At 70.8% G+C, this 25,005-nt stretch carries 27 protein-coding genes; 6 read left to right on the plus strand and 21 right to left on the minus strand.

Annotated features, from left to right (window positions below; all coding sequences use genetic code 11):
• Positions 1–84: 84 nt before the first annotated feature.
• The 10 genes from E6A26_RS03880 to E6A26_RS03925 form a co-directional block, all read right to left on the minus strand.
• Entirely contained in the window at positions 85–1,107 is a 1,023-nt protein-coding gene (locus E6A26_RS03880) for a bifunctional riboflavin kinase/FAD synthetase (protein WP_136609882.1), read from the minus strand.
• 25 nt (positions 1,108–1,132) lie between these two features.
• Positions 1,133–1,579, minus strand: coding sequence for a hypothetical protein (locus tag E6A26_RS03885; RefSeq protein WP_136609883.1), 447 nt, complete (start codon positions 1,577–1,579; stop codon positions 1,133–1,135).
• A gap of 1 nt (position 1,580) precedes the next feature.
• Positions 1,581–1,949 (minus strand): hypothetical protein, encoded by a 369-nt coding sequence (locus tag E6A26_RS03890; protein ID WP_136609884.1) that lies wholly within the window; start codon positions 1,947–1,949, stop codon positions 1,581–1,583.
• Positions 1,946–2,833 carry a tRNA pseudouridine(55) synthase TruB gene (gene truB, locus E6A26_RS03895; RefSeq protein WP_234865004.1) on the minus strand — a complete coding sequence of 296 codons (888 nt, stop codon included), beginning with the start codon at positions 2,831–2,833 and terminating at the stop codon, positions 1,946–1,948. The genes E6A26_RS03890 and truB overlap by 4 nt, the downstream gene beginning before the upstream one ends.
• A 13-nt stretch (positions 2,834–2,846) precedes the next feature.
• On the minus strand, positions 2,847–3,323 hold the full coding sequence (locus tag E6A26_RS17835) for a nucleoside deaminase (protein ID WP_136609886.1): 477 nt from the start codon (positions 3,321–3,323) through the stop codon (positions 2,847–2,849).
• Between the two features lie 116 nt (positions 3,324–3,439).
• Positions 3,440–3,922: a 30S ribosome-binding factor RbfA gene (gene rbfA / locus E6A26_RS03905; RefSeq protein WP_136609887.1), complete on the minus strand. Its 483-nt coding sequence runs from the start codon at positions 3,920–3,922 to the stop codon at positions 3,440–3,442.
• An 84-nt stretch (positions 3,923–4,006) separates the two neighbouring features.
• Complete coding sequence (gene infB, locus E6A26_RS03910; RefSeq protein WP_136609888.1) at positions 4,007–6,919, minus strand: translation initiation factor IF-2; 2,913 nt, start codon at positions 6,917–6,919, stop codon at positions 4,007–4,009.
• A gap of 168 nt (positions 6,920–7,087) precedes the next feature.
• Entirely contained in the window at positions 7,088–7,405 is a 318-nt protein-coding gene (locus E6A26_RS03915; protein ID WP_136609889.1) for a YlxR family protein, read from the minus strand.
• Between the two features lie 140 nt (positions 7,406–7,545).
• Positions 7,546–8,514, minus strand: a complete 969-nt coding sequence (gene nusA / locus E6A26_RS03920; RefSeq protein WP_136609890.1) for a transcription termination factor NusA — start codon at positions 8,512–8,514, stop codon at positions 7,546–7,548.
• Positions 8,514–9,155 (minus strand): ribosome maturation factor RimP, encoded by a 642-nt coding sequence (locus tag E6A26_RS03925; RefSeq protein ID WP_136609891.1) that lies wholly within the window; start codon positions 9,153–9,155, stop codon positions 8,514–8,516. The genes nusA and E6A26_RS03925 overlap by 1 nt, the downstream gene beginning before the upstream one ends.
• A gap of 96 nt (positions 9,156–9,251) precedes the next feature.
• Here E6A26_RS03925 and E6A26_RS03930 point away from each other — a divergent pair, with 96 nt between their 5' ends.
• The 3 genes from E6A26_RS03930 to E6A26_RS03940 are packed head-to-tail and all read left to right on the plus strand — an operon-like array spanning position 9,252 to position 12,228.
• Entirely contained in the window at positions 9,252–10,433 is a 1,182-nt protein-coding gene (locus E6A26_RS03930; RefSeq protein WP_168928662.1) for a DUF4439 domain-containing protein, read from the plus strand.
• Positions 10,434–10,485: 52 nt separating this feature from the next.
• A complete protein-coding gene (locus E6A26_RS03935) occupies positions 10,486–11,211 on the plus strand; it encodes a VIT1/CCC1 transporter family protein (protein WP_136609893.1) in 726 nt (241 codons plus the stop codon).
• Between the two features lie 12 nt (positions 11,212–11,223).
• A complete protein-coding gene (locus E6A26_RS03940) occupies positions 11,224–12,228 on the plus strand; it encodes an aminoglycoside phosphotransferase family protein (RefSeq protein ID WP_234865008.1) in 1,005 nt (334 codons plus the stop codon).
• Here E6A26_RS03940 and E6A26_RS03945 read toward each other — a convergent pair.
• From E6A26_RS03945 to E6A26_RS03955, 3 genes are read right to left on the minus strand one after another with little or no spacing between them, the layout of a single operon-like run.
• Complete coding sequence (locus E6A26_RS03945; RefSeq protein ID WP_136609894.1) at positions 12,225–13,664, minus strand: pyridoxal phosphate-dependent decarboxylase family protein; 1,440 nt, start codon at positions 13,662–13,664, stop codon at positions 12,225–12,227. The two genes, E6A26_RS03940 and E6A26_RS03945, sit on opposite strands and share 4 nt — an antisense overlap.
• A 54-nt stretch (positions 13,665–13,718) precedes the next feature.
• Positions 13,719–14,513 carry a sulfite exporter TauE/SafE family protein gene (locus E6A26_RS03950; RefSeq protein ID WP_136609895.1) on the minus strand — a complete coding sequence of 265 codons (795 nt, stop codon included), beginning with the start codon at positions 14,511–14,513 and terminating at the stop codon, positions 13,719–13,721.
• A 4-nt stretch (positions 14,514–14,517) separates the two neighbouring features.
• On the minus strand, positions 14,518–16,320 hold the full coding sequence (locus tag E6A26_RS03955; protein WP_136609896.1) for a proline--tRNA ligase: 1,803 nt from the start codon (positions 16,318–16,320) through the stop codon (positions 14,518–14,520).
• Between the two features lie 150 nt (positions 16,321–16,470).
• Here E6A26_RS03955 and E6A26_RS03960 point away from each other — a divergent pair, with 150 nt between their 5' ends.
• From E6A26_RS03960 to E6A26_RS03970, 3 genes are read left to right on the plus strand one after another with little or no spacing between them, the layout of a single operon-like run.
• On the plus strand, positions 16,471–17,205 hold the full coding sequence (locus E6A26_RS03960) for an ABC transporter ATP-binding protein (RefSeq protein ID WP_136609897.1): 735 nt from the start codon (positions 16,471–16,473) through the stop codon (positions 17,203–17,205).
• On the plus strand, positions 17,202–17,957 hold the full coding sequence (locus E6A26_RS03965; protein WP_136609898.1) for an ABC transporter permease: 756 nt from the start codon (positions 17,202–17,204) through the stop codon (positions 17,955–17,957). Before E6A26_RS03960 ends, E6A26_RS03965 begins: the two co-directional genes overlap by 4 nt.
• Before the next feature lies 1 nt (position 17,958).
• Positions 17,959–18,606, plus strand: a complete 648-nt coding sequence (locus E6A26_RS03970) for a TetR/AcrR family transcriptional regulator (protein WP_136609899.1) — start codon at positions 17,959–17,961, stop codon at positions 18,604–18,606.
• On the opposite strand, the gene E6A26_RS03975 is transcribed toward E6A26_RS03970, so the two are convergent.
• The 8 genes from E6A26_RS03975 to E6A26_RS04010 all read right to left on the minus strand — a co-directional run bounded on the left by E6A26_RS03975 (position 18,552) and on the right by E6A26_RS04010 (position 25,004).
• The gene (locus tag E6A26_RS03975) at positions 18,552–19,433 is read right to left on the minus strand and encodes a GNAT family N-acetyltransferase (RefSeq protein ID WP_407695357.1); all 882 of its coding nucleotides are present in this window, start codon (positions 19,431–19,433) and stop codon (positions 18,552–18,554) included. The two genes, E6A26_RS03970 and E6A26_RS03975, sit on opposite strands and share 55 nt — an antisense overlap.
• Entirely contained in the window at positions 19,387–20,553 is a 1,167-nt protein-coding gene (gene ispG, locus E6A26_RS03980) for a flavodoxin-dependent (E)-4-hydroxy-3-methylbut-2-enyl-diphosphate synthase (protein ID WP_136609900.1), read from the minus strand. Before ispG ends, E6A26_RS03975 begins: the two co-directional genes overlap by 47 nt.
• A gap of 48 nt (positions 20,554–20,601) precedes the next feature.
• Positions 20,602–20,892 carry a YciI family protein gene (locus tag E6A26_RS03985; protein ID WP_136609901.1) on the minus strand — a complete coding sequence of 97 codons (291 nt, stop codon included), beginning with the start codon at positions 20,890–20,892 and terminating at the stop codon, positions 20,602–20,604.
• Positions 20,893–20,912: 20 nt separating this feature from the next.
• Positions 20,913–22,244, minus strand: a complete 1,332-nt coding sequence (locus E6A26_RS03990) for a M50 family metallopeptidase (protein WP_136609902.1) — start codon at positions 22,242–22,244, stop codon at positions 20,913–20,915.
• Between the two features lie 31 nt (positions 22,245–22,275).
• Complete coding sequence (dxr, locus tag E6A26_RS03995; protein WP_136609903.1) at positions 22,276–23,478, minus strand: 1-deoxy-D-xylulose-5-phosphate reductoisomerase; 1,203 nt, start codon at positions 23,476–23,478, stop codon at positions 22,276–22,278.
• Positions 23,479–23,594: 116 nt separating this feature from the next.
• Positions 23,595–23,891, minus strand: coding sequence for a HigA family addiction module antitoxin (locus E6A26_RS04000; protein WP_136609904.1), 297 nt, complete (start codon positions 23,889–23,891; stop codon positions 23,595–23,597).
• 16 nt (positions 23,892–23,907) lie between these two features.
• Positions 23,908–24,189: a type II toxin-antitoxin system RelE/ParE family toxin gene (locus tag E6A26_RS04005; RefSeq protein ID WP_136609905.1), complete on the minus strand. Its 282-nt coding sequence runs from the start codon at positions 24,187–24,189 to the stop codon at positions 23,908–23,910.
• A 56-nt stretch (positions 24,190–24,245) separates the two neighbouring features.
• Entirely contained in the window at positions 24,246–25,004 is a 759-nt protein-coding gene (locus E6A26_RS04010) for a sulfite exporter TauE/SafE family protein (RefSeq protein WP_136609906.1), read from the minus strand.
• Position 25,005: the final 1 nt, after the last annotated feature.

Raw genomic sequence — 25,005 nt, forward strand, 5'->3', positions numbered from 1 at the left:
TTCAGGACTGTCCGGCGGACGCTCCGCCGCGAAAGCCGTCCGGCGCAGCAGACGCCAGGCGCGAGCTGACTCGTGCCCGGGGGTTCAAGCCCCCGGCATCGCCCCCGCCAGAATCCGGTGAGCCTGGTCGACGTCGACCTTCATCTGCTCGATGAGCGCCTCTGGGCCGCGGTAGGCGACCATGCCCCGGAGCCGCTCGACGAACTCGATGACGACGTTCTGGCCATACAGGTCGAAGTCCTCCGGCGCCTCGTCCGGGCGGCCGATCACGTGCGCCTCGACCTGACGGGACACGCCCACGAACGTGGGGTTCGAGCCCACGGAGATTGCGGCCGGCCAGCGCACGCCGCGCTCGTCGACGAGCCAGCCCGCGTAGATGCCGTCCGCTGGGACGTGACCGATCGAATCGTGCGCGAGATTCGCCGTCGGGAATCCGAGGGCACGCCCGCGGGCGGCGCCGTGCACCACCTCGCCGTGCATCGCGTGCGGTCTGCCGAGCACCTCCGCCGCCGTCCGCACGTCGCCGCGATCGAGCGCCTCGCGCACCCAGGTCGACGAGCAGCGCCGCTGCGCGGCGTCGTCCTCCGTGAGCGGGCTCTGGTCCCGCTCGCGGAACTCCTCGACCACCACGACCTCGAAGCCGTAGCGCGCGCCGAGCTCCTGCATGGTCGTGAGGTCGCCCGCGTTGCCGCGGCCGAAGCGGACGTCGTGGCCGACGACGACGGCGCTCGCCCGGAGCCCGTCGACGAAGACGCCCCGGACGAATTCCTCCGCCGACTGCTGCGCGAACTCGAGCGTGTAGTGGAGCACGAGGACGGCGTCGAGCCCGTAGCCGGCCAGCGCCGCGATGCGGTCGTCGATGCCCATGATGAGGTCAGGCGCGGTGTCCGGGCGATGGACCTTGGCGGGGTGCGGGTCGAACGTGACGGCGACCGTCTTCGCACCGGCTTGGCTCGCCCAGCCAGAGAGACGCGCGAGCACCTGCTGGTGCCCGCGATGCACCCCGTCGAAGTTGCCGACGGTGACCGCGGTGGGCCCGAAGTCCTCGGGAACCTCGTCAAGCCCGCGCCAGATCTGCACAGTCGTCCTCTTCTCGTCGCCGATCATCGGCCCAATTCTCGCGCCCTAAAGACTACCGGCTCCCGGCCGCGGCGCGCGGCCGGTTCGCATACAGCCACGCAAGTCCGACGAACGGCAGCACGAGCGGCACGAAGCCGTAGCCGCGGCCGTACACGCTCCAGACCGTGTCCTGGGCGAAGTCCTGGGGGGCGACGACGCTGAACGTGCCGACAGCGAGCACGCCCACGAGTTCGAGCAGGACGGCGCCGACCGTGAGGTACCACGTGGCGACGCTCCTGCGCGCCATCGCGACCGTCGCGACGATGTACACCACCGCAGCCACGGCGCTCAGCGTGTAGGCGAGCGGGGCCTCGGTGAACTTCGTCGCGATCTGGTAGCCAGCCCTCGCGGTCGCCGAGATCGCGAAGATCCCGTAGACCGTCACCACGAGCCGTCCGAGCCCGCGGCTGCGGGCGCTCGGCGAGTGGTCAGTGTTCTGGGGCGCGTTGTTCTCCGCCACGTCAGTAGGCTCCGTTCCAGATCTGCTCGATACGGAAGAGCATGACAAACAGCGTGATCGGCACCGCCGCGAGCACCACGTTGCTCCACCGGGACTTGTCGAGGATCGCCCACCAGAACGCGGCGATCGGCAGGACGAGCGCCGTGAGCTCGTAGCCCCAGAATTCCCAGGGCTCGCCGCGCACGGCCTCTCCCCCGGCCTGCCTGACGATTGCCCCGATGCCGAAGACGAGCAGGAAGAGCTCGACGGCGGCGACGGACAGGATCGCGGCGTCGCCGGGATAGCGCTTGGTCGCCGCGGCCACGAGGCAGACGACGAGCGAGGCGGCACACACGGCCGTCCCGATCCAGAAGAACGGGTCGGTTATCACTCGGCGCCCCCGTGGGCCGCGAACACGAGCTCGGGCTTTGCGGCCGAGCCCGAGTCCCTGAGCAGCGCGATGAGACTGCCGTCGGGCGCGAAGGCCGCCGTGACGGCGACGTTTCCGCTCGGCGCGATCTTCCGCCCGAAGGACAGCTCGACGGCCTCGTCCGCGGTCAGCTCGCGCACCGGCAGGAGGGCCCGCGCGGCCTGCGCGATCGGGAGTACCTCGAAGTCCTCGGCGAGCTCCTCGAGCGTCCGGGCCTCAGCGAGGTCGTAGGGGCCGACCTCTGTGCGGCGCAGGACCGTGAGGTGGCCGCCCACCCCGAGGTCTGTGCCGAGATCCCGTGCCAGGGCCCTGACGTACGTTCCGGAGGAGCAGCGCACGGTCACGTCGACGTCGAGCACGCGGCCGCCGCGCTCGCGGCGGACGTCGTGGACGTCGAACGCGTGAACGGTGACAGGCCGGGGCTCGAGCGTAACGCTCTCGCCCGCGCGGACGCGCGCGTAGGAGCGCTCGCCGCCCACCTTGATCGCGCTCACGCTGCTCGGCACCTGGAGGATCTCACCCATGAGTCGCTCCGCCCCGGCCCGGATCTGCTCCTCCGTGACGGCCGCTGCGATGGTCTCGGAGACGATCTCGCCCTCGGCGTCGTCCGTCACGGTGCTCTGACCGAGGCGAATCGTCGCCGTGTAGGTCTTCGTGGTGCCGACGATGTAGGAGAGGAGCCGCGTGGCCCGGTTGATGCCCACCACGAGGACGCCCGTGGCCATGGGATCCAGAGTGCCCGCGTGCCCCACCTTCCGGGTTCCGGCCAAGCGGCGCACCCGGCCGACGACGTCGTGGCTCGTCCATCCCTGCGGTTTGTCGACGATCACGAGTCCAGAAAGCACGCCTCCCAGTATGTCAGTAGTCGACACGGCCCTCGAACGCCGCCCACGCGTCGAACGGTGCGCTCCTGCGTGTGGCCTCGTTCTGGGAAACGGGCATGTTCGAGCGATCGTCGCCCTCGAAATAGCGGTAGAACGCGGCGTCGTCGAAGCCGGCCGCGGCCGCGTCGTGGCGGTCCGCCGCGAAGTGCACCGAGGAGATCCGGGCCCAGAGGGCGGCGGCGAGGCACAGCGGGCACGGCTCGCAGCTCGTGTAGAGCACGGCGCCATGGAGGTCGAAATCGCCCGTGGCCGCGGCCGCGCCGCGGATCGCGACGACCTCGGCGTGGGCGGTCGGGTCGTTGTCGCGGGTCACCCGGTTCACGCCTTCGAAGACGGTTCCGTCCCGCATCACCACGACGGCGCCGAACGGGCCGCCGCCGTCGGCCACGTTCGCCACGGCAAGATCGACGGCACGCTCAAGATAGGCCGATTCGGCACCTTCTAGCCCCATACGGCCTATCGTAGGCGCCGCTGACACCCCGTCGCAGAACCTGCCCAGCGGAGTCTCTCACTGCCCCACGCGCACGCGGCGAGCCGAGTCGGCGTCGGACCCGCTCGGGGCCGGGCCTACTCTGCGTCGATGTCGACGTCGACGTCGTCGTACTCGGATTCGTGCTCGGCGCCGTCGTGGTCCTCGGGCTTCCGGTACGGATCTGCGTCGCCTGCGGGCTGGGCGCCCTCGGCAAGCTTGGCCACTTCCTCGTCGTGGGCGCGGGCCTGCCGGAGCAGGTCCTCGACGTGGGACGCGTTGACGGGGACCTCGTCCGCGACGAACTCGAGCGTCGGGGTGAGGCGGATCGTCAGGTTGCGCCCTACTTCGCGGCGCAGCACGCCCTTCTTGGCGTCGAGCACCTCGCGGGCGCCCTCCTGCGCGGCGGAATCGCCGAACACGGTGTAGTAGACCGTGGCGTGCTGCAGGTCGTTGGTCACGCGGGCGTCAGTGACCGTGATCGCCTCGGCGCGGTCGTCCTTGACGGACTTGCGCAGGGCCTCGGCCACGACCACCTTGATCCGCTGCGCCAGGCGCGCAGCGCGGGCCGGATCTGCCATGGTGAACTCCTTCTGGGGGAATCGGTCCGTGAGGACCGGAGAAGGGGCCCCGCGCTCGCGGGGCCCCTTCGTGACGGGCACTTCTCAGGCGCGCGGCTTCTCGCGCATCTCGAACGTCTCGATGATGTCCTCGAGCTGGATGTCGTTGAAGGACCCCAGGCCGATACCGCATTCGAAGCCCTCGCGGACCTCGGTCGCGTCATCCTTGAACCGCTTGAGCGAGTCGATCGAGAGGTTGTCGCCGATGACCACGCCATCGCGGAGGAGCCGCGCCTTCGAGTTGCGGCGGATGATGCCGCTGCGCACGATCGAGCCGGCGATGTTGCCGAACTTCGAGGAGCGGAAGATCTCGCGCACCTCGGCGGTACCGAGCTGCACCTCCTCGTACTCCGGCTTGAGCATGCCCTTGAGGGCGAGCTCGATGTCCTCGATCGCAGCGTAGATGACCGAGTAGAAGCGCATGTCCACGCCCTCGCGGTCCGCGAGCTCGGCGACACGCTCCGCGGGGCGGACGTTGAAGCCGATGATGATCGCGTTGTCGACCGTCGCGAGGTTGACATCGTTCTGCGTGATCGCACCGACGCCGCGGTGGATGACCCGGAGCTGGACCTCTTCGCCGACGTCGATCTTGAGCAGCGAGTCCTCGAGGGCCTCGACCGCACCGGACACGTCGCCCTTGAGGATGAGGTTGAGGGTGTCGATCTTGCCCTCGGCCACAGCCTTGTCGAAGTCCTCGAGGCTGATCCGCTTGCGGCGCTTGGCGAGCTGGGCATTGCGCTCGGCGGCCTCGCGCTTCTCCGCGATCTGGCGGGCCGTGCGGTCGTCCTCTGTCACGAGGAACGTGTCGCCTGCCCGCGGGACCGAGGAGAGGCCCAGGACCTGGACCGGACGCGACGGGAGCGCGACCTCGACCGGCTCGCCGTCCTCGTCGAACATCGCGCGGACGCGGCCGTGGGCCGTTCCCGCCACCATGTTGTCGCCGACGTGGAGCGTTCCGGACTGGACGAGAACCGTCGCCACGGCGCCGCGTCCGCGGTCGAGGTTCGCCTCGATCGCGACGCCGCGCGCGTCCTTGTTCGGGTTCGCGCGGAGGTCGAGGGCGGCGTCTGCCGTGAGCAGCACCGACGAGATGAGGTCGTCGATGTGCAGGCCCTGGCGTGCCGAGACGTCGACGAACATCGTGTCGCCGCCGTACTCCTCGGGAACGAGGCCGTACTCGGTGAGCTGGCCGCGGACCTTGTCCGGGTTCGCGCCCTCCTTGTCGATCTTGTTCACTGCGACGACGATCGGCACGCCGGCCGCCTGCGCGTGGTTGAGCGCCTCGACGGTCTGCGGCATGACGCCGTCATCCGCGGCCACGACGAGCACCGCGATGTCGGTGACCTGGGCACCACGGGCACGCATGGCGGTGAACGCCTCGTGACCCGGGGTGTCGATGAAGGTGAGCTTGCGCTCCTGGCCCTCGTGCTCGAACGAGATCTGGTACGCACCGATGTGCTGCGTGATGCCGCCGTGCTCGCCCTCCACCACGTTCGTGTGGCGGATGGCATCGAGGAGGCGCGTCTTACCGTGGTCGACGTGGCCCATGACGGTCACGACGGCCGGGCGGACCTCGAGGTCCTCGTCCGTCTCGGCCTCAAGCTCGGCATCGAGGTCGATGTCGAAGGACTCGAGCAGCTCGCGCTCCTCGTCCTCCGGCGAGACGACCTGGATCTTGTAGCCCAGCTCCTCGCCGAGCACGCCGAACGTCTCCTCGTCGAGCGACTGCGTCGCCGTAGCCATTTCGCCGAGGTGGAAGAGCACGGTGACGAGCGAGGCGGGGTTCGCGTCGATCTTCTCCGCGAAGTCCGTGATGGACGCGCCGCGGCGGAGCTTGACGATCGTCTCGCCGTCGCCGCGCGGCACCGAGACGCCGCCGAGCGACGGAGCGCTCATCTGCTCCAGTTCCTGGCGCTTCGCGCGCTTCGACTTGCGCTGCTTGCCGCGACCGGCGCCACCCTTGCCGAAGGCGCCCTGCGTGCCGCCGCGTCCGCGGCCGCCCTTGCCGAAGCCGCCGCCGGCGGGACCGCCGCCGGGGGCGCCGGCCCCCGGACGTCCGGGACCGCGGCCGCCGGCACCGGCGGGACGCGCACCCGGCTGGGGACGCTCGGTGCGTGCAGGCATCATGCCGGGGTTCGGACGGGGACCGCCCGAACCGCCCGGACGAGGACCGCCGGTGCCACCGGGACGCGGACCACCCGAGCCGCCGGGACGCTGTCCGCCGGAGCCGGCCGGACGCGGGCCGCCCGGGCGCGGGGCGCCGGAGCGCGGAGCGCCGGGCCGCGGGATGCCCGAGGTGCCGCCGGGACGCGGCGCCGGGCGCGGGCCTCCGGGACGATCGCCGTCACGGGAACCGCCCGGGCGGGGCATGCCCTGCGAGGTGGCAAACGGGTTGTTGCCAGGACGCGGCGCGCGATCCTCGCGGCCAGGGCGCTGCATGCCCTGCGACGAGGAGAACGGGTTGTTGCCGGGGCGGGGGCCACCCGAACGCGGGCCGGGCGTCGCCGACGGGCGCGGACCGGGAGCCGCCGCGGGGCGGGAGCCGGGACGCGGAGCGTCCGACGACGGGCGCGGGGCCGGAGCGGGCGCGGCGGCCTGCTCCTCCTCCGGACGGGCCGGAGCCGCCGGGCGCCCGGGACCGGGCTTCACGGCACCGTCACGGGCAGGCGCCGCCGCAGCGGGAGCCGGTGCCGGTGCTGCCGGAGCCGGGGCAGACGACTTCTGGGTCGCCGGCTTGGGGGCTGACGGGCGCGCGGGAGCCGGGGCTGCCGACGCGCGGGAAGCGGCGGGCTTGGCCCCGCCGGAAGGATAGGCGTCGCGAAGCTTCTTCACGACGGGCGCCTCGATTGTCGAGGACGCAGAACGCACGAACTCGCCGAGCTGCTGAAGCTTCGCGAGGGCGTCCTTGGAGGTGATACCGAGCTCTTTGGCGAGCTCGTGTACGCGGACCTTGGCCACATTTCTCCTGTCTCGGTCCGCGCCGAGCCAGGCGTGGACCGTCTACTGCTTGCTGCAGGCCTCGTCAGACATCACCGAACAGTTCAGTGGGCGTGCTGCGAGACCGTGGGCGGCGCGCAACTTGTTCATCGTTACGCGCTCATCGGACGGGGACTCATCGGGTATCCATCAGATTTCTGACCCGCTTTCAGCTTGGACGGTGACCGTGCCGGCGGTGGCCTGCACAGTGGTGCCGAAGAAGTCGTCCACCGCAGCATGGTCCACCGCGCCCCGGAAGGCGCGCTGGAACGCACGGCGCTTGACGGCTTGCGTCAGGCATGTCCGGTCGGGGTGCAGCCAAGCACCTCGACCGGGCAGCCGGCGGCGCGGATCGACGACGACGCGTTGAGGGTCCTCGGGGTCCCGCACCAGCCGGAGCAGTACGGACCGGGCACCGGTCCGGCGGCAGCCTATGCAGGTGCGAAGTGGCTCGGCGTTACTCTGCACGTTCCACTGCCCCTGGCTTGTCGCTTGCCGCCGGGCGCGCGCCCGGACCTGTCTATTCTATAGCCCCTCCCCAACTGGGGCGAAAAGGAGCGCCCCAGCCGGGTCGACGGGCTCGGCCGGGCCGGAACCGGCGGCCGAGATCAGACGGTCGCGTCCGAGGCGATGTCGATGCGCCATCCCGTGAGCTTCGCGGCGAGGCGGGCATTCTGGCCCTCCTTGCCGATCGCGAGCGAGAGCTGGTAGTCGGGCACCATCACGCGGGCGGAGCGAGCAGCCTCGTCCACGATCGTGACCGACTTGACCTTCGCCGGCGAGAGCGCGTTCGCGATGAACGTCGCGGCGTCGTCGCTGAAGTCGACGATGTCGATCTTCTCGTCGTTGAGCTCGGTCATGACGGCCCGCACCCGCGAGCCCATCTCCCCGATGCATGCGCCCTTGGCATTGACGCCCGGCACGTTCGCGCGCACGGCGATCTTGGTGCGGTGTCCGGCCTCGCGCGCGATCGCGACGATCTCGACGCTGCGGTCCGCGATCTCCGGAACCTCGAGCTCGAAGAGCTTCTTGACGAGGCCCGGATGCGAGCGCGAGAGCGTGATCGACGGGCCCTTGAGGCCCCGGTGCACGTCGACGACGTAGGCACGGATGCGGCTTCCGTGCACGTACTGCTCCCCGGGAACCTGCTCGGGCGGCGGCAGGAGCGCCTCGACGGCGCCGAGGTTCACCTGGATCATGTGCGGGTTGCTGCCCTGCTGGATCTGCCCGGCGATGAGCTCGCCCTCGCGGCCCTTGAACTCGCCGAGCACGTTGTCATCCTCGACGTCGCGGAGGCGCTGCAGGATCACCTGGCGGGCGGTCGTCGCCGCGATGCGGCCGAAGCCAGCCGGCGTGTCATCGAACTCGCCGATCGAGTTGCCTTCCTCGTCTTCCTCGGTGGCCCAGATGGTCACGTGACCGCTCTTGCGGTCCACCTCGGCGCGGGCCCTCTCGATCGCCCCCGGCGATTTGTGGTAGGCGAGGAGAAGGGCCTGCTCGATCGTCGGGATGAGCTTCTCGACAGGAATGTCCCGCTCGCGCTCCAGCAGGCGCAGCGCGCTCATGTCGATGTCCACTAGGCCTCCTCGGCGTGTGTGTCAGTGTCGGTGTCCGCTTCGAAAGTCTCGAAGGCGGTCTCGGGGATCTCGTCGAGCCGGGCGAACTCGACCTCGACCCGCCCGCTGCGGATCTTCGAGAACGGGAGCGTGACGGGCTCTCCCTGCTTGGGCTTGACCCCCTTCTTGGGGGCGGGCAGATCGGGGACCACGGTCACGCCGTCGTCCGTCACGTCTGTGAGGCGGCCGGTCACGTTCTCGCCCTGGATCACGTTGACCTTCACGAGCCGTCCCTTGGCCCGGTGCCAGTGCCGCGGCTCGGTGAGCGGGCGCGCGAGGCCGGGCGAGGACACCTCGAGATCGTACGGACGGTTGTCGGCGAACGTTCCGGCCGTTCCGTCGAGCACGTCGGAGAGCTCCCGCGAGATCTCGGCGATCACGTCGAGGCCCACTCCGCCGGTCTCCTCCTGGGGCAGGTCCACGACCACGTGCACGGTTCTGTGGGCGCCGGCAGCCTTGATGGTGATCCCCTCGAGGAAGAGCCGATGGGCCTGGATGCTGGGCTCAAGCAACTCGTGCAGGCGCGCCTCCTCGGCCGCGAACGGCGGCTCCCCGGCCTGGCGGCTGGGACGCGCGGGTTCCGGCTGGACAGGCTCGGACATGGGGGTCCGCCTCCTCTTTTCGCTCGTTGTCCTCTAAGACTATCGGCTCGCGGAGCGGTGATGGTCGCCCGCTTCGGCCGTGGGATGATCGAGCCCGTGACTTCGACCACCACACCCCCGGAACCGACCTCTCCGGGAGACGCGTCAGACGCGGCCGAGGGCGCCGCCGAGGGCGCGACTGCGCGCCCTGCTTGGCCCTACTGGGTGAGTGGCGTGCTGGCCGTGCTCATCGCGCTCGGCACGGCCACCGCGGTGGCACTGCAGCCCCTTCCCGCCCCCGCCCCGAGCCGCGGCGAGCTCGCCCTCCGCTCCGCGCAGGACGACGCCGCGCGTCTCGCCTCCCTCGCGCGCACCGCCTCAGGGCAGCCGGGCGGACAGACGACGGCGGGGGTCCGGGCCGCGCTCGCCTCGACGGCGGCGGTGCTCGACAAGCAGGTGGGCCTCCTCGCCTCTCGGCCCGGGGCGAGCCCCAGCCCGGGCTCCAGCCCAGCGGCAGCGAGCCCGGACCAGGGAAGCCCGGCCGTCGTCACGGCCCGGCTCTTCGCGAGCGTCGAAGCTCGACTCGTGGCGCTGCCCGACGTCGACGGCCCGACGGCGACGCTCCTCGCCTCCCTCGCCGCCGGACAGTCGCTCCAGGCGGAGGGGATCGCGTCCGCCGCGGGGCTCCCGCCGCAGCAGCCGGCGCCAAGCCAGGGAGCGGTACAGCAGGGAGCGGGACAGCAGGGAGCCTCGCCCACCGCCTCCTCGACCCCGAACGCCTGCCCGAGTGCCAGCCCAGCGGCCACCAAGCCGGCCCCGGCCGCGGTTCCCTCGGCCCCGCCCGTCACCGCCGCGCCGGCCGCCGGACTCTCGTTCGCGGACTCGCTCGTCGCCGTCGACCGCGCCGAGACCGCCGCGGCCTACGTGCTCGAGACAGCGCTCGCGCGCTCGTCCCAGGGCTCTTCCGACGCTCTGGCCCGGGCCTCGGCCCTGGACGCGCACCGCCGCCAGCTCACCGCCGTCGCGGGCCTCGCGGCTGCCGCGTGCGTCACCCTGCCGCCCGGGGACGCCGGGTTCGCGGTTCCGTCCGGCTTCGCCGCGGACCCCACGCCCACGCTTGCCGCGGTCGCCGAGTCCGCCGCGGAATCGTGGGCCCAGCTCGTCGGCGCGGCGCCCGCGGACCGTCGCGCGGCCGCGGCGCAAGGGCTCCTCGCCGCGGCCCAGCTCGCGGCGGGCGCGGCGCCGTCGTCCGCCCCGGCCTTCCCGGGGCTCCCCGCGGCCAACCCGGCGGCCAACTGAGGAAAGGCTTGCTTCGCTGGCAGGCCCCGGCGGTGAGTGCCACAGTGGAAACATGACGACTGAATCGGCCACGAGCCTGCACCCTGAGCCGCAGGGGACCGACATTGCGGCCAAGCTCAACTGGCTCCGCGCGGGCGTCCTCGGCGCGAACGACGGGATCGTGTCCGTCGCCGCGGTCGTGGTCGGCGTCGCGGGCGTCACGACGAACAACGCCCCCATCCTTGCGGCTGGCATGGCCGCCCTCGTGGGCGGCGCCATCTCGATGGCGCTCGGCGAGTACGTCTCGGTCAGCAGCCAGAGCGACAGCCAGCGCCACCTCATCGCCAAAGAGCGCGAGGAGCTCCGGGAGCAGCCTGACGAGGAGCTCAACGAACTCGTCGGGCTGTATCGCGCCAAGGGCCTCTCCGAGGACCTCGCCACGAAGGTCGCCGAGGAGCTCACGGCTCACGACGCGCTGCGCGCGCACCTCGACATCGAGCTCGGCATCGACCCCGACGAGATCGTGAGCCCGTGGCACGCGGCCTTCGCGTCCGCGATCTCGTTCCTGTGCGGCGCCGTCCTGCCGATGCTCTCGATACTGCTCTTCCCGGAGGCTCTGCGGGTTCCCCTGACGTTCGTCGTCGTGCTCGTCGCGCTCGCCATCACGGGCACCGTGGGGGCTTGGATCGGCGGCGGATCACGAGCCCGGGCATCGGTCCGCGTGGTCATAGGCGGCGCGGCGGCGCTCGCCGCGACATTTGCCCTGGGCAGCCTGCTCGGCACCACGGGGATTGCCTGACACACTACGAAGGTGGGTGACGCGCTGGGACCGGCCACGAGTGCCGCGTTCGCACCGGAGGATCTGGTCCGCCGGTACTCGCGCACGGCCGCGGGGCGCGCTTGGCTCGACGGCCTGCCTGCCCAGCTCGACCGTTGCCTCGAGCGATGGGGCCTGACGGCCGACGACGACGATCCCGGCCCGTGGTCCGGCTTCGGCGCGATGGTGCTCGGCGTGCGGCGGGGGTCCGAGGCCTTCGTGCTCAAGCTCGCCTATCCCTACCCCGAGTCCGCCTCGGAGCCCGTCGCGCTGCGCCTGTGGAACGGCGACGGCGCGGTCCGCCTCCTCGAGGACGACGGCGCGGGCGCGCTCCTGCTCGAACGCCTCGACCCGCGCCGCCGCCTCCAGGACGTCCCCTTCCCCGAGGCCACGGCCCTCTGGGGCGGGCTCGTGCGGCGGCTCTCGATCCCCGAGGACGATCGCCCCGACTGGGCCGCCCTCGAGCGGCTCGACGCCCGGGCGGAGCGGTGGAGCGACGAGCTGCCGGAACGGTGGGACCGCTTCGGGCGGCCCTTCCCACGCTGGCTCCTCGAGGCCGCGCTCGACGTGTGCGCGACGCGGGGCGTGGTGGGACGCCGGGGCGGACGCGACGTGCTGGTCCACACGGACCTGCACGGGATGAACGTCCTCGGAGCGCCCGACGGCGCCGGGTTCCGGGCGATCGACCCCCAGGCGGCGGTCGGCGAGGCCGAGTTCGCCGTCGCGCCCATGCTGTGGAACCGCCTCCCCGAACTCCGGCGAGCCGACGCGCCGGAGGCCCTCCTCGAGCGCTGCCGCGACCTCGCCGAGGCCGCGGGCCTGAACCCGGAGGCCGCGCGCGAATGGGCTGTGCTGCGCGAGGTGGAGAACGCGCTCTGGTACGCGGGCAAGACGGGCCACGAGCGCGACCTCGAGCGCTCGCTCTGGGTCGCGAGTGCCCTGTGCTCGCGGCTCCTTCCCGGCCTCCCCGAGGCGCGGGACCTCAAGAGGCTGGACTAGGGCTCAACGTCCCGGGTGGCCGCGATCGCGTCCCGGATCGCCGCGACGGCCACGTCGACATCGCCCGCGTCGGAGGACCAGTTCGCCACCGAAATCCGAAGCACCGCCCGCCCGTGCCACCGGGAGCCGCTCATCCAGACGCGCCCATCGCGAGCCAGGAAGTCCGCGACCGCGGCCGTCTGTGCGTCGGTCCCGAACGCTAGCGACACCTGGCTGAAGACCACGTCGTTGAGCACCTCCACACCCGGCAGCTCGCCGATGCGGCGCGCGAGCTCCGCGGCGTGTGCCGCAAGTCCCGCGATCAGGCGGTCGACCCCGGACCGGCCGAGCGAACGGAGGGCGGCCCACACGGGGACGCCTCGGGCCCGGCGGGAGAGCTCGGGGACCTTCTCGAAGGGGTCGCCAGGGCCGTGGTCGCCGTGCGCGTCGTGCACGAGATAGTCCGCGTGCAGCCCCAGCGCCTGCCGCAGTGCCACGATGTCCCGGCACACGATGATGCCGCAGTCGTAGGGCACATTGAGGTTCTTGTGCGCGTCGGTCCCCCACGAATCAGCCTCCTCGGCGCCGCGCATGAGGTGCCTCGTGGCCGACGACGCCGCCGCCCACAGCCCGAACGCGCCGTCGATGTGCACCCACGCGCCGTGCGCACGGGCCACGTCGATGGCCTCTGGGAAGGGGTCGAAGGCGCCCGAGTGCAGGTTGCCGGCTTGGAGGCAGACGACGGCGGGGCCGTCACCCGTGCGCTCCCCCGCCGTCCCGCCGTCCGGCGTCCCCTCCGCGAGGGCGGCCGCGAGAGCGTCGGGGCGGATGCGCCCCTGCGCGTCGACAGCGACCGCCTCGGGCGCGCCGAGGCCGAGGACGCGCAGGGCCATGTCGATCGTGTCGTGCCGTTCGGCGCCGACCAGGACGCGGACCCGCGGTGCGCCAGCGAGCCCGCTTCCGTTGAGGTCCCAACCCGCGCGCTCGAGGACCCGCCACCGCGCCGCGGCGAGGCCGCTCAGATTCGCCATGCTCGCGCCCGTGGTGAAGCCGACGTCAGCGCCCAGCGGCAGGCCCAGCAGGTCGATGACCCAGCGGCCGGCGGCCTCCTCGGCGGCGACGACGGCCGGGGTCGCGAAACGGAGTCCCGTGTTCTGGTCCCACGCGCTCACGAGCCAGTCTGCCGCCATCGCGGCCGGGAGCGTTCCTCCGATGACCCAGCCGTAGAAGCGCCCCGACGGCATGGCCATGAGGCCAGGCTCGGCCGCCGCGGCGAGGGCGTCCACGGTGGCGGCCGGGTCGAGGCCGGCCTCGGGGAGCTCGCCCCCGAACGCCTCGGCGAGCTCGTCCGCCGTCGTCCGCGGTCCGACGTGCCGCGTGGGGAGGCTGCCAAGCCAGCGCCGCGCGTGCTCGGCGGCCCGGTCCAACGGTGCGGTGTAGTCCTCGGGACGCAGCATGGCTGCATGGTACGCCCGCCGCGCCTCGCGACTCAGCGGCCGAAGCGGCGCAGATCAGGCGAAGTTCTCGTTCCAGACGTCGATGCCCAGCTTGACGGCGAGGGCCGCGACGACGGCGAGGAAGACCCAGCGGATGAACCGGTTGCCGCGCGAGACCGCCATGCGGGCGCCCACGTAGCCGCCCGCCATGTTCGCCGCGCCGAGCACGAGCCCGAGGCCCCAGAGGAGGGCACCGCTCGGCGCGAATAGCAGCAGGGCACCGATATTCGTGGCCATGTTCACGATCTTGGCCTTCGCGCTTGCCTCGAGGAACGCGTAGCCCATGCCGGACACGAGCGCGATGACCAGGAACGACCCGGTGCCAGGTCCGATGAGGCCGTCGTAGAAACCGATCACTCCGCCGAGACCGCAGGCCGCAGCGAAGTGGCGTCGGCCCTTGAGCCGCAGCTCGGTGTACTGCCCGAGCTGCGGCTTGACGATCGTGAAGACCGCGACCGCGATGATCGCCGCGAGGATGATCGGCTTGAAGATGCGGGACGGCAGCGCGGACGCGAGCGCAGCCCCGCCGAACGCGCCGCACAGGGCGACGAGGGCCATGGGGATGGCCGTGCCGAGGTCGGGGCGGACGCGCCGCGCATACGTGACCGCGCTCGTCGTCGTGCCGAACACCGAGCCCATCTTGTTCGTCGCGAGCGCGTGGACGGGCGTCATGCCGGGCAGCGCGAGCAGGGCCGGAAGCTGGATGAGGCCTCCCCCGCCCACCACGGCGTCGACCCAGCCGGCACAGAAGCCGGCGAGGATCACGAGCAGGACGGTGACGAGGTCGATGGACTCGAGCCCGGACACCACGGGCTCAGTCGCCGCGGACGGCCCGCACGACCTGGTCCACGACGTCCGCGACCGGCACGTCCTCGACCGTGCCCGTGCGGCGGTCCTTGACCTCAAGCGTCCCTGTCGCGAAGCCCTTGCCCACCGCCACGATGGTCGGGACGCCGAGGAGCTCGGCGTCGCCGAACTTGACGCCCGGGGAGACCTTCGGGCGGTCATCGAGCATGACCGTGAGGCCCCGCGCCTCGAGCTCCGCCGTGAGGCGCTCGGCCTCCGCGAAGATCTCCTCGCCGCGGCCCACCGCAACCACGTGGACGTCGGCGGGTGCGACGGCCCGCGGCCAGATGAGGCCCCGCGCGTCGTGGTTCGACTCGGCCAGGGCGGCGACGGCGCGCGTGACGCCGATGCCGTACGAGCCCATCGTCACCGTGACCTGCTTGCCGTTCTCGTTGAGCACCTTGAGCTCGAGCGCCTCGGCGTACTTGCGGCCCAGCTGGAAGATATGGCCCATCTCGATGCCGCGGGCCGTCTCGAGCGGACCCGAGCCGTCAGGCGACTCGTCGCCGGCGCGCACCTCGGTGCACTCGATGACGCCGTCCCACGTGAAGTCCCGTCCGGCCACGAGCCCGTAGACATGCTTGCCGGGCTCGTTGGCGCCCGTGATCCACGTGGTGCCGGGAACGACGCGCGGGTCCACGAGGTAGAGGAGCCCGGACTTGCCGTCGAGCCCCAGGAGCGCGTCCTCGGGGTCGAGGCCCGGCCCGAGATAGCCCTTGACGATGAGCGGCTGGGACTTGAGCTCCTCGTCGTTGGCCGGCTCAAGGCCGATCTCCCCGGCGACAGGGAGGAACGCGCCGATATTCGCCTCGACGCGCTTGAGGTCCACTGCGCGGTCGCCGGGCACGCCGATCACCACGAGCTGCTTCTCGCCGGTGGGGAGCGTGACGGTGAGCACGACGTTCTTGAGCGTGTCCGCGGCCGTCCACGCCCGCTCGGGGTTCGGGAAGACGGTCTGCGACGCCTGGACGAGGGTGTCGATCGTCGGGGTGTCAGGCGTGTCGAGCACCTTGGCGGCCGGCGCGTCGGCGTAGTCGATCGAGGGGGGAACCACCGTGGTCACGGCCTCGACGTTGGCCGCATAGCCCCCCGGCGAGCGCACGAACGTGTCCTCGCCGATCTCGGTCGGGTGGAGGAACTCCTCGCTCTTTGAGCCGCCCATGGCCCCGGCGGTCGCCTTGACGGGGACGACCTCGAGGCCGAGCCGTTCGAAGATCCGGAGGTACGCGGCGCGGTGGGCCGCGTAGCTCACGTCGAGGCCCTCGTCGTCGACGTCGAACGAGTACGAGTCCTTCATGATGAACTCGCGGCCGCGCAGGAGGCCGGCCCGGGGGCGCGCCTCGTCGCGGTACTTGTTCTGGATCTGGTACAGGCTCAGCGGGAGGTCCTTGTAGGACGAGTAGAGGTCCTTGACCAGGAGCGCGAACATCTCCTCGTGCGTCGGCGCCAGGAGGTAGTCCGCGTCCTTGCGGTCCTTGAGCCGGAAGATGCCCTCGCCGTACTCGGTCCAGCGGTTCGTCGCCTCATAGGGCTCCTTGGGCAGGAGCGCCGGGAAGTGGACCTCCTGGGAGCCGATCGCAGCCATCTCCTCGCGGATGATCTGCTCGACCTTGTGCAGGACCGCGAGGCCGAGCGGGAGCCACGTGTAGATGCCCGGCGCGGCGCGGCGGATGTAGCCGGCGCGGACGAGCAGCTTGTGGCTGGCCACCTCGGCGTCGGCGGGGTCCTCGCGAAGGGTTCGCAGGAACAGAGTGGAGAGTCGCAGGACCACGCGGGCATCCGTTCTGGGCTGGGGTCAGGAAAAGGTCAGCTACCAATGTATCCCAGCATTGACGGGCGCCACCCGCCGTCCTACTCTGAATTCATCACGTGATGAATTACTGGCCCGCTTGATCAGTCGGATTGATGGGAAGTCATTCACATGTCCCACGTCGCAGTCCTTCCCTCGGCCATCGAGGCCGAGGGCCTCACGGTGCGGCTCAGGCGCACCGAGGTTCTCCACGGACTCGGGTTCTCAGTGCCCGAGGGCAGGGTCACCGGCCTCCTCGGGCCCTCCGGCAGCGGCAAGAGCACGCTCATGCGCTCGATCATGGGCGTGCAGCGCATCGCCGGGGGCACCCTCACCGTGCTCGGCCGTCCGGCCGGCGCGACCTCGCTCCGGCCCGAGATCGGCTACATGACCCAGAACGCGGCCGTCTACAACGATCTGACCGTGCTCGACAACGTCCGCTACTTCGCAGCGCTGCACGGGCGAAGCCGCGCCGACGCGCGCGAGTCCGTCGCCGCCGTCGGCCTTTCGGAGCTCGAGAAGCGCAAGGCCGTCGACCTCTCCGGCGGGCAGTTCAGCCGCGTGTCCCTCGCGTGCGCGCTCGTGGGGGCGCCCAAGCTGCTCGTCCTCGACGAGCCGACCGTCGGCCTCGACCCCGTGCTCCGCGTCGACCTGTGGGAGCGGTTCCAGTCCCTCGCGGACCGAGGCACCACCCTCCTCGTCTCGAGCCACGTCATGGAGGAGGCAAGCCGCTGCGACTCTCTCCTCCTGCTGCGCGACGGCAACCTCCTCGCCCAGCTCACCCCTTCGGAGCTGCGTGAGCGGGGCCGGAGCCAAGACCTCGAACAGGCGTTCCTCGGAATCATCCGGGAGGTGGAGCCGGTATGAACCCGCGCATGCTTGCGGCCACCACGGCGCGCGTCCTCAATCAGCTTCGACACGATCCGCGCAGCGTCGCCCTGATCCTCGTGGTCCCGTCCGTGCTGCTCGCCATCGTCTACTGGCTCTTCCAGAACGAGACCCTGCCGCCGGGGATGCCACGCACCTTCAACCGGATCGGCCCGATCATGCTGGCCATCTTCCCGTTCGTCATCATGTTCCTGCTCACGTCCGTCACGATGCTCCGCGAGCGGACGTCGGGGACGCTCGAACGGCTCATGACCACCCCGATCCACAAGGCCGACCTCCTGTTCGGCTACGGGATCTCCTTCGCGATCATGGCGGCGCTCCAGTCGATCGTCGCGACGGGCGTGGCCTATTGGGTCTTCGGCCTCGACATCAAGGGCTACGGCGGCCTCGTGGTGCTCGTCGCCGTGGTGAACTCGGTGTTGGGCGTCTCGCTGGGCCTGTTCTGCAGCGCGTTCGCGCGCACGGAGTTCCAGGCCGTGCAGTTCATGCCCATCATCGTCATCCCCCAGATCCTCCTGTGCGGGCTGTTCGTGCCGCGGGCCCAGATGACGGACGTCTTCCAGGTCCTCTCCGACTGGATGCCGCTCACGTATTCGGTCAAGGCCCTCCAGGAGATCACCGCCAACACCAATCCCACCGGGGAGATGTGGCGGGACCTGTGGATCATGGCGGGCGTGCTGCTCGGGCTGCTCGTCCTCGCCTCGTTCACGCTGCGGCGGAAGTCCTCGTGACATGATGGCCCGTCCCCGCGGCACGTCGGACCGGAGGGCCCAGATCGTCGACGCCGCGACGCGCCTCTTCGCGGACGATGGGTACGACGGCGTGAGCCTCCGCCAGATTGCCCGCGAGGCCGGGGTGGACGCCGCGCTCGTCCACCACTACTTCGCCGGCAAGGAGGAGCTCTTCGCCGCGGCGGTCGCGCTCCCGATCGATCCGGAGGTCATCCTCCACGGGATCGACGGGCGCGCGCTGGCCGACCGGGGGCCGTTCGTGGCCCACGCGATCACGCGGCTCTGGGAGGGCCCGCAGCGGCATGCGCTCGCAGCCTTCCTCCGCGCGACGATCAGCTCGACGTCCCGCTCGAAGCTCCTCGCCAACGTGGTCCGGCGCCGAATCCTCGCCCGGGTCGCGGAAGGACTCCCCGGGGACGACGCCGAGCGCGAACTCCGCGCGTCGATGGCGGCCAGCCAGGTGGTCGGCTTCATGATCGCGCGCTACGTCGTCAGGCTTGAACCGCTCGCTTCGCTGCCCGCGGAGGACGCGGAGAGGCTCCTCGCCCCGGCCATCCAGCGCCACCTCACCGGGCCGCTGCCGGCAGAGTTCGGTCAGAAGAGCACCGTGGCGAACGTCCCCACGCGCTCGAATCCAACGCGCTCGTAGCAGGCCTTCGCGCGGTGGTTGTAGTCGTTGACGTACAGGCTCACCACGGGCGCGAGCTTGCGCGCAAAGCCGACGACGGCGGCCATCCCCCCATGGCTCAGGCCGAGGCCACGGTGGGCCGGGTTCACCCACACCCCCTGGACCTGGGTCGCCGCTGAGGACACGGCCCCGAGTTCGGCCTTGAACAGCACCTCCCGGTCGTCGCCGAACCGGGCCATCGAATGGCCCTGCTGGATGAGCTGGCGAACCCGACGGTAATAGTTGTCGTTCCCGCCCAGGACGGGCGAGTACCCGACTTCCTCCTCGAACATCGCGACGCACGCGGGGGCGAGAACGTCGAAGTCGTCGAGGTTCGTGACGCGGACCAAAGGATCCGGGCGGACGGTGGGGCCGCCGTCGAGCGCCATGAGGGGCTGGATCGCGCGCACGTCGCGTGCGCGCCGCCCGCCGAGCCCGTTGTACAGCGCGAGGGTCGCCTCGGCCGGCCCGAAGATCGATGCGAAGCGGCGATCGGCCGTGCGGACCACCTCGGCGAACGCTGGCGCATCGTCCGCCGTCATTCCCACCGGGACGATGTTCGCGCCGAGCCAGCAGGCGCCCGTGAGCCGCCCGTCGCCGTCGAACGCGCCGAGGATCTCGGCGCCGCTCGCTGTCGGGGCTGCCGTGCCCGCGGTGAGCACGTGCGACGCGATGAACACGTTCGCGACAGGGTCCAAGGCCGCGAGCTCGCAGAGCTCGAGGGTGTCCTCGTGCCCTAGGGTGCGGATGGACCGCTTGCGGCTACGAGACGGTGACCACGGGGCCGCCCGCTGCAGCATCTTCGCCATCGGCCTCCCCCATCTCCTCGGCGATCTTCATCGCCTCTTCGATAAGAGTCTCCACGATCTCGCTCTCGGACACAGTCTTGATGACCTCGCCCTTCACGAAGATCTGGCCCTTGCCGTTGCCCGACGCGACGCCGAGATCGGCCTCGCGGGCCTCCCCCGGCCCGTTCACCACACAGCCCATGACGGCGACCCGGAGCGGGAACGTCATACCCTCGAGCCCCGCCGTGACCTCGTCCGCGAGCTTGTACACGTCGACCTGCGCGCGGCCGCACGAGGGGCACGAGACGATCTCGAGGCGGCGGGGGCGGAGGTTGAGGGACTGCAGGATCTGGATGCCCACCTTGACCTCTTCGACGGGCGGCGCCGAGAGGGAGACCCGGATCGTGTCGCCGATGCCCTGCGAGAGAAGGGCGCCGAACGCTGTCGCGGACTTGATGGTGCCCTGGAAGGCGGGGCCGGCCTCGGTCACCCCGAGGTGCAGCGGCCAGTCGCCGCGCTCGGCGAGGAGCTCGTACGCCCGGACCATGACCACGGGGTCGTTGTGCTTGACCGAGATCTTGAAGTCGTGGAAGTCGTGCTCCTCGAAGAGGCCGGCCTCCCACACGGCGCTCTCGACGAGCGCCTCCGGGGTGGCCTTGCCGTACTTCTGGAGGAGCCGGGCGTCGAGCGAGCCCGCGTTGACGCCGATGCGGAGCGACGTCCCGTGGTCCTTCGCCGCCTGGGCGATCTCCTTGACCTGGTCGTCGAACTTCCGGATGTTGCCAGGATTGACGCGCACAGCGGCGCAGCCGGCCTCGATGGCCGCGAAGACGTACTTCGGCTGGAAGTGGATGTCCGCGATGACCGGGATCTGCGACTTCTTCGCGATGATCGGCAGGGCCTCGGCATCGTCCGCGGAGGGGCAGGCCACCCGCACGATGTCACAGCCGGCGGCCGTCAGCTCGGCGATCTGCTGGAGGGTCGCGTTGATGTCGGTGGTCGGCGTCGTCGTCATGGACTGGACGCTGATCGGCGATTCGGAGCCGACCCCCACCGAGCCGACCTGGATCTGACGGGTCTTGCGCCGGGGGGCGAGGACCGGCGGCGGGGAGGCGGGCATTCCGAGGCTGACCGAGGTCACAGGAGCTCCTTGTCGAGGTGTTGCGGGCGGGCCGGGCGGGCGCTCGGGCTAGAACTGCGAGGCGAGCGGACCGGTCACGGGGTTCCACGCCGTGGCCGTCAGGCCGGAGATGAGGCCGGCGACCGAGTACGGGTCCTCCGCAAGCAGCGCCTGGAGGGCCACGCCGTCGTCCGCCTTGAACAGAAGGAGCGCGCCCGAGCCGTCCTCGTACGGACCGCTCGCAAGCAGCTGGCCCTGTTCGGCCACGCCCGCGAGCCAGCCGCGGTGGTCGGCGCGCACCTCATCGCGCCGGTCGGAGGTCGAGGCTTCATAGAGGTATTCAACGGCGAAGACGGTCATGCCACCAGCCTATCCCCCGGTCAGCCGAACAGCTTCACCGGTTTGACGATGTCCGCGTAGATCAGCAGCACGCTCATGGCGAGCAGGACGCTCGCCACCGCGTACGTGAGGGGAAGCAGCTTGGCGATGTCGAACGGTCCCGGATCGGGCCTGCCCCGCCACCTTGCGACCTGCCGCCGGGCGCCCTCGAACAGCGCGCCGGCAACGTGCCCACCATCGAGCGGGAGCAGCGGGACCAGATTGAACACCGCGAGGGCGAGATTCACCCCGCCCAAGATGCCGAAGAGCGTCGCGATGCGCGCCGAGAGCGGCACGTCCTCGAGCGAGGCGACCTCGCCCGCCACGCGGCCCACTCCGACCACGCTGATGGGGCCGTTCGGGTCGCGCGGGGCGCTGCTGAAGGCGGCTTGGCCCACCGCCACGACGCGCGCGGGGAGATTGACGACGACGCCCGTCACCTGGGCGATGTTCTCGCCGACCGCGGGGAACACGGCGGTGATGGGCTGCGGAGTCAGCGCCTGACGGGATCCGATGCCGACGAAGCCGGACTGCGTGGTCTTGTAGCTCCCGTCGGCGTTCTTGGCGGGCTGCCCGTCGGAGCCGTACACGGCGACCTGGTTGAGCACCGGCGTGATCGTGAGATCCACGTCCTTGCCGTTGCGCTGCACCGTGATCCCGACCGTCTTGCCGGCCGAGGCGCGGATCCAGGACGAGAGCTGATCCCAGCCAGTGACCTGCTGGCCGTCGAAGCGGACCACGGTGTCGCCGGGCTGGAGGCCCGCTGCAGCGGCGGGGGTCTTCGTGCACGCGGACGTATCGGAGGGCGCCTGCTGGTTGGACGGGACCATGCACGCCGAGACGCTCGCGATCTGGTTCGTAGGCTGCGGGATGCCGAAGCCCATGAGGACGATCGCCATGAACACGAACCCGAGGACGATGTTCATGGCGGGGCCGCCGAGCATGATGATGATCTTCTTCCAGACCGGGAGCTGGTAGAACAGCCTGCCGTGGTCCTCGGGGCGGACCTCCTCGTGGGCCTGATCCCGCGCCGCCTCCGCGAGCCCCTGGAAGATGCCTGTGCTGGACTGCCGGACCGAACCGTCCCGCCGGTTCGGCGGGTACATGCCGACCATCTGCACGTAGCCGCCGAGCGGAAGCGCCTTGATGCCGTATTCGGTCTCCCCCTTGCGGGTGGACCAGACAGTCGGCCCGAAGCCGATCATGTAGCGGGTCACGCGGACGTTGAAGAGCTTGGCGGGCAGCAGGTGCCCGACCTCGTGCAGGGCGATGGACACGGCGATGCCCAGGGCGACGAAGACGACGCCAAGGACGAAGAGGACGGTGGGGTTCACAGAGGTTCTGACGTTCCTTCCAGCTTGTGGCTCAGCTAGCCAAACGCTCGTGCGCGCGCTTCCGTGCCCATTCCTCGGCAGCTAGCACGGTATCCACAGACATCTCCGAGGATCCTCCGTGCTCGCCGAGCACGGCCTCGACCGTGTCCACGATGTCGAGGAAGCCGATGCGGCGGGCGTGGAACGCTTCGACGGCCTCCTCGTTGGCTGCGTTGAACACCGCAGGATACGTGCTCCCCTGCTTCGCCGCATCCTTGGCGAGGTCCACCGCGGGGAAGGCCCGCGCGTCGAGCGGTTCGAAAGTCCACGCCGTCGCCCGGCTCCAGTCGCACGGCTCCGCGGCGTGCGCCACGCGATCGGGCCAGCCGAGCCCCAGCGCGATGGGGAGCCGCATGTCCGGGGGCGAGGCCTGGGCGATGATCGAGCCGTCCGTGAACTGCACCATCGAGTGGACCACCGACTGCGGATGGACGACGACGTCGATCGCCTCGAGCGGGACGTCGAACAGCAGGTGGGCCTCGATGAGCTCGAGGCCCTTGTTGACGAGCGTCGCGGAGTTCGTCGTCACGACTTTGCCCATGTCCCACGTCGGGTGATTGAGTGCCTCCTGGGGCGTGACGCCCGCAAGCTCGGCGCGGCTTCGGCCCCGGAACGGCCCGCCCGAGGCCGTGAGGATAAGGCGATCGACTTCGTCCGCGCGACCCGCACGGAGGCACTGCGCGATCGCCGAATGCTCGGAGTCGACGGGCACGATCTGGCCCGGCGCGGCTGCGCTCTTCACGAGCGTCCCGCCCACGATGAGGCTTTCCTTGTTCGCGAGGGCAAGCGTGGCGCCCGACGCGAGCGCGGCGAGCGTCGGGGCGAGGCCGATGCTCCCGGTGATCCCGTTGAGGACGACGTCGGCTGGTCCAGTTGGCCCTCTCCACGCGGCGATGCGGGTGGAGGCATCGGGACCCGCGAACAGCTCGGGGGCGTAGTCCGCGGCGCCCTCCGCCGCCGACGCGCTGGCCATGAGTCCGCGGAGTTCGTCGACACTCCCCTCGGCGATCCCGACCGCCTCGGCCCGGGTGTGCACGGCCTGGAGCGCGAGCTGGCCGAGATTCCCGCCGCCCGCGCTGAGCGCCGTCACGCGGAAGCGGTGGGGGGCGCCGTCGACCACGTCAATGGCCTGCCGTCCAATGCTTCCTGTCGAGCCGAGGATGATCACAGAGCGCTGCCCGGCGGGAGATTGCATGCCACCAGTAAACCGCAGAACGGCTCCGCAAAACTTCTTCGAGGACGCCGACCGGCACCTCGTCTGCCTCACCTCGGTGGCCTGACGCGGTCGGGCTCGTCAAGGAGCGGCCCGCGTTAGGCGGGGATGAGCGGCTCGATCTGACGGAGCTCGGCGTCGTGCTGATCATGCTCGAGCTCGATGTCGTAGTCGTTCTGAATGTTTAGCCAGAACCGTTCGGAGAGTCGGAGCGCCTTCGACAGCCGCAGCGCAGTGTCGGTGGTAATCCGGCGCCTGCCGCGGATGATCTCGCTCAGCCGGGTCTGCGGCAGGCCAGTGGCCTGCGCGAGCCGGTAAGCAGTGATGCCGAGCGGCTCCAGGAACTCCGTCTGCAGAATCTCGCCGGGCGTGATGGGACTGTGGGCCTTCGCCATTGCGTTCCTCCTCCTTTCAGTGATAATCGACGATCTGGACGTCCGCTGGACCGGCGCCCGTCCAGACGAAGCAGATCCGGTATTGGTCATTTACGCGGATCGAATGCTGCCCGTCGCGGTCCCCGGACAGCTTCTCCAACCGGTTTCCCGGCGGAATACGCAGGTCGTTTATGGTTTCGGCCGCATTGAGAAGGCGAAGCTTCTTTTGGGCGGCGCGCTGGAGGTCTGGGCCAAGACGTGGGACGTGCTCGCGATCCCAGACCATTCTCGTCGGCTCATCGGCGAAGGACAGGATCACCGCTCGATAGTATCGCAAAGAGATAGTATCGGCAAGCGTTAGTACTCCTTGCCGTCCTACGCCCCTGCGGACAGGTGGCTGATGCCGTTCACGATCGCAAGGGCCGCCCCCGCGTAGGCGATGCCGATGACAAAACGCCTCACCGTCTCGCCGGCGACGCGGCGGGCAAGGAGGTCACCGACCACGATCCCGATGAGCATGCAGACGAACACGAGCACCCACTGCCAGAGCTCGAGCGCCGGCCAATGGCCGCCCGTCGCAAGGGCCTTGGCCAGCAGGGACGTGGTGCCGGTCGTGATGAAGTACGGCTGGAGCGTCGCGCCGAAGCGCCGCTGGTCCCAGCGACTCAGCACGGCATAGGCGGTGACAGCGGGCCCGCCGACCGCCGCGGCGGCGTTCATGAGTCCGCTCGAGAAGCCGCTCGCCGCCATGACCCCGAGGCCGTCGACCGGTCCCTCGGGCCGCCGGCGAGCCCGGGCGACCAACTGGGACGCCACGAGCCCAACCAGGAGCAGGACGCCGATCCCGATCTCCAGCGGTGCCGCGGGCACATGGCTCGCGAGATAGGCACCCACCGCGATGCCGGCGAATCCGGGGACCATGAGGCCGAGATACCGCCGCCACTCGACGTCGCGCCAGACCCGCGACAGGATGAGCAGCGAGGACGTCGCCCCGCACGCGTTGACGATCATGACACCGTCGAGCGGCCCCAGCAGGACGACGAGGATCGGCGAGACCATGAGGCCGAAGCCCAGCCCCGCGACCCGCTGCGCCATGGCCCCGGCGACGACCGCAAGCAGGACCAAGGCAAACACC

The organism is Sinomonas albida, assembly GCF_004919045.1.
Taxonomy (GTDB): Bacteria; Actinomycetota; Actinomycetes; order Actinomycetales; family Micrococcaceae; genus Sinomonas; species Sinomonas albida.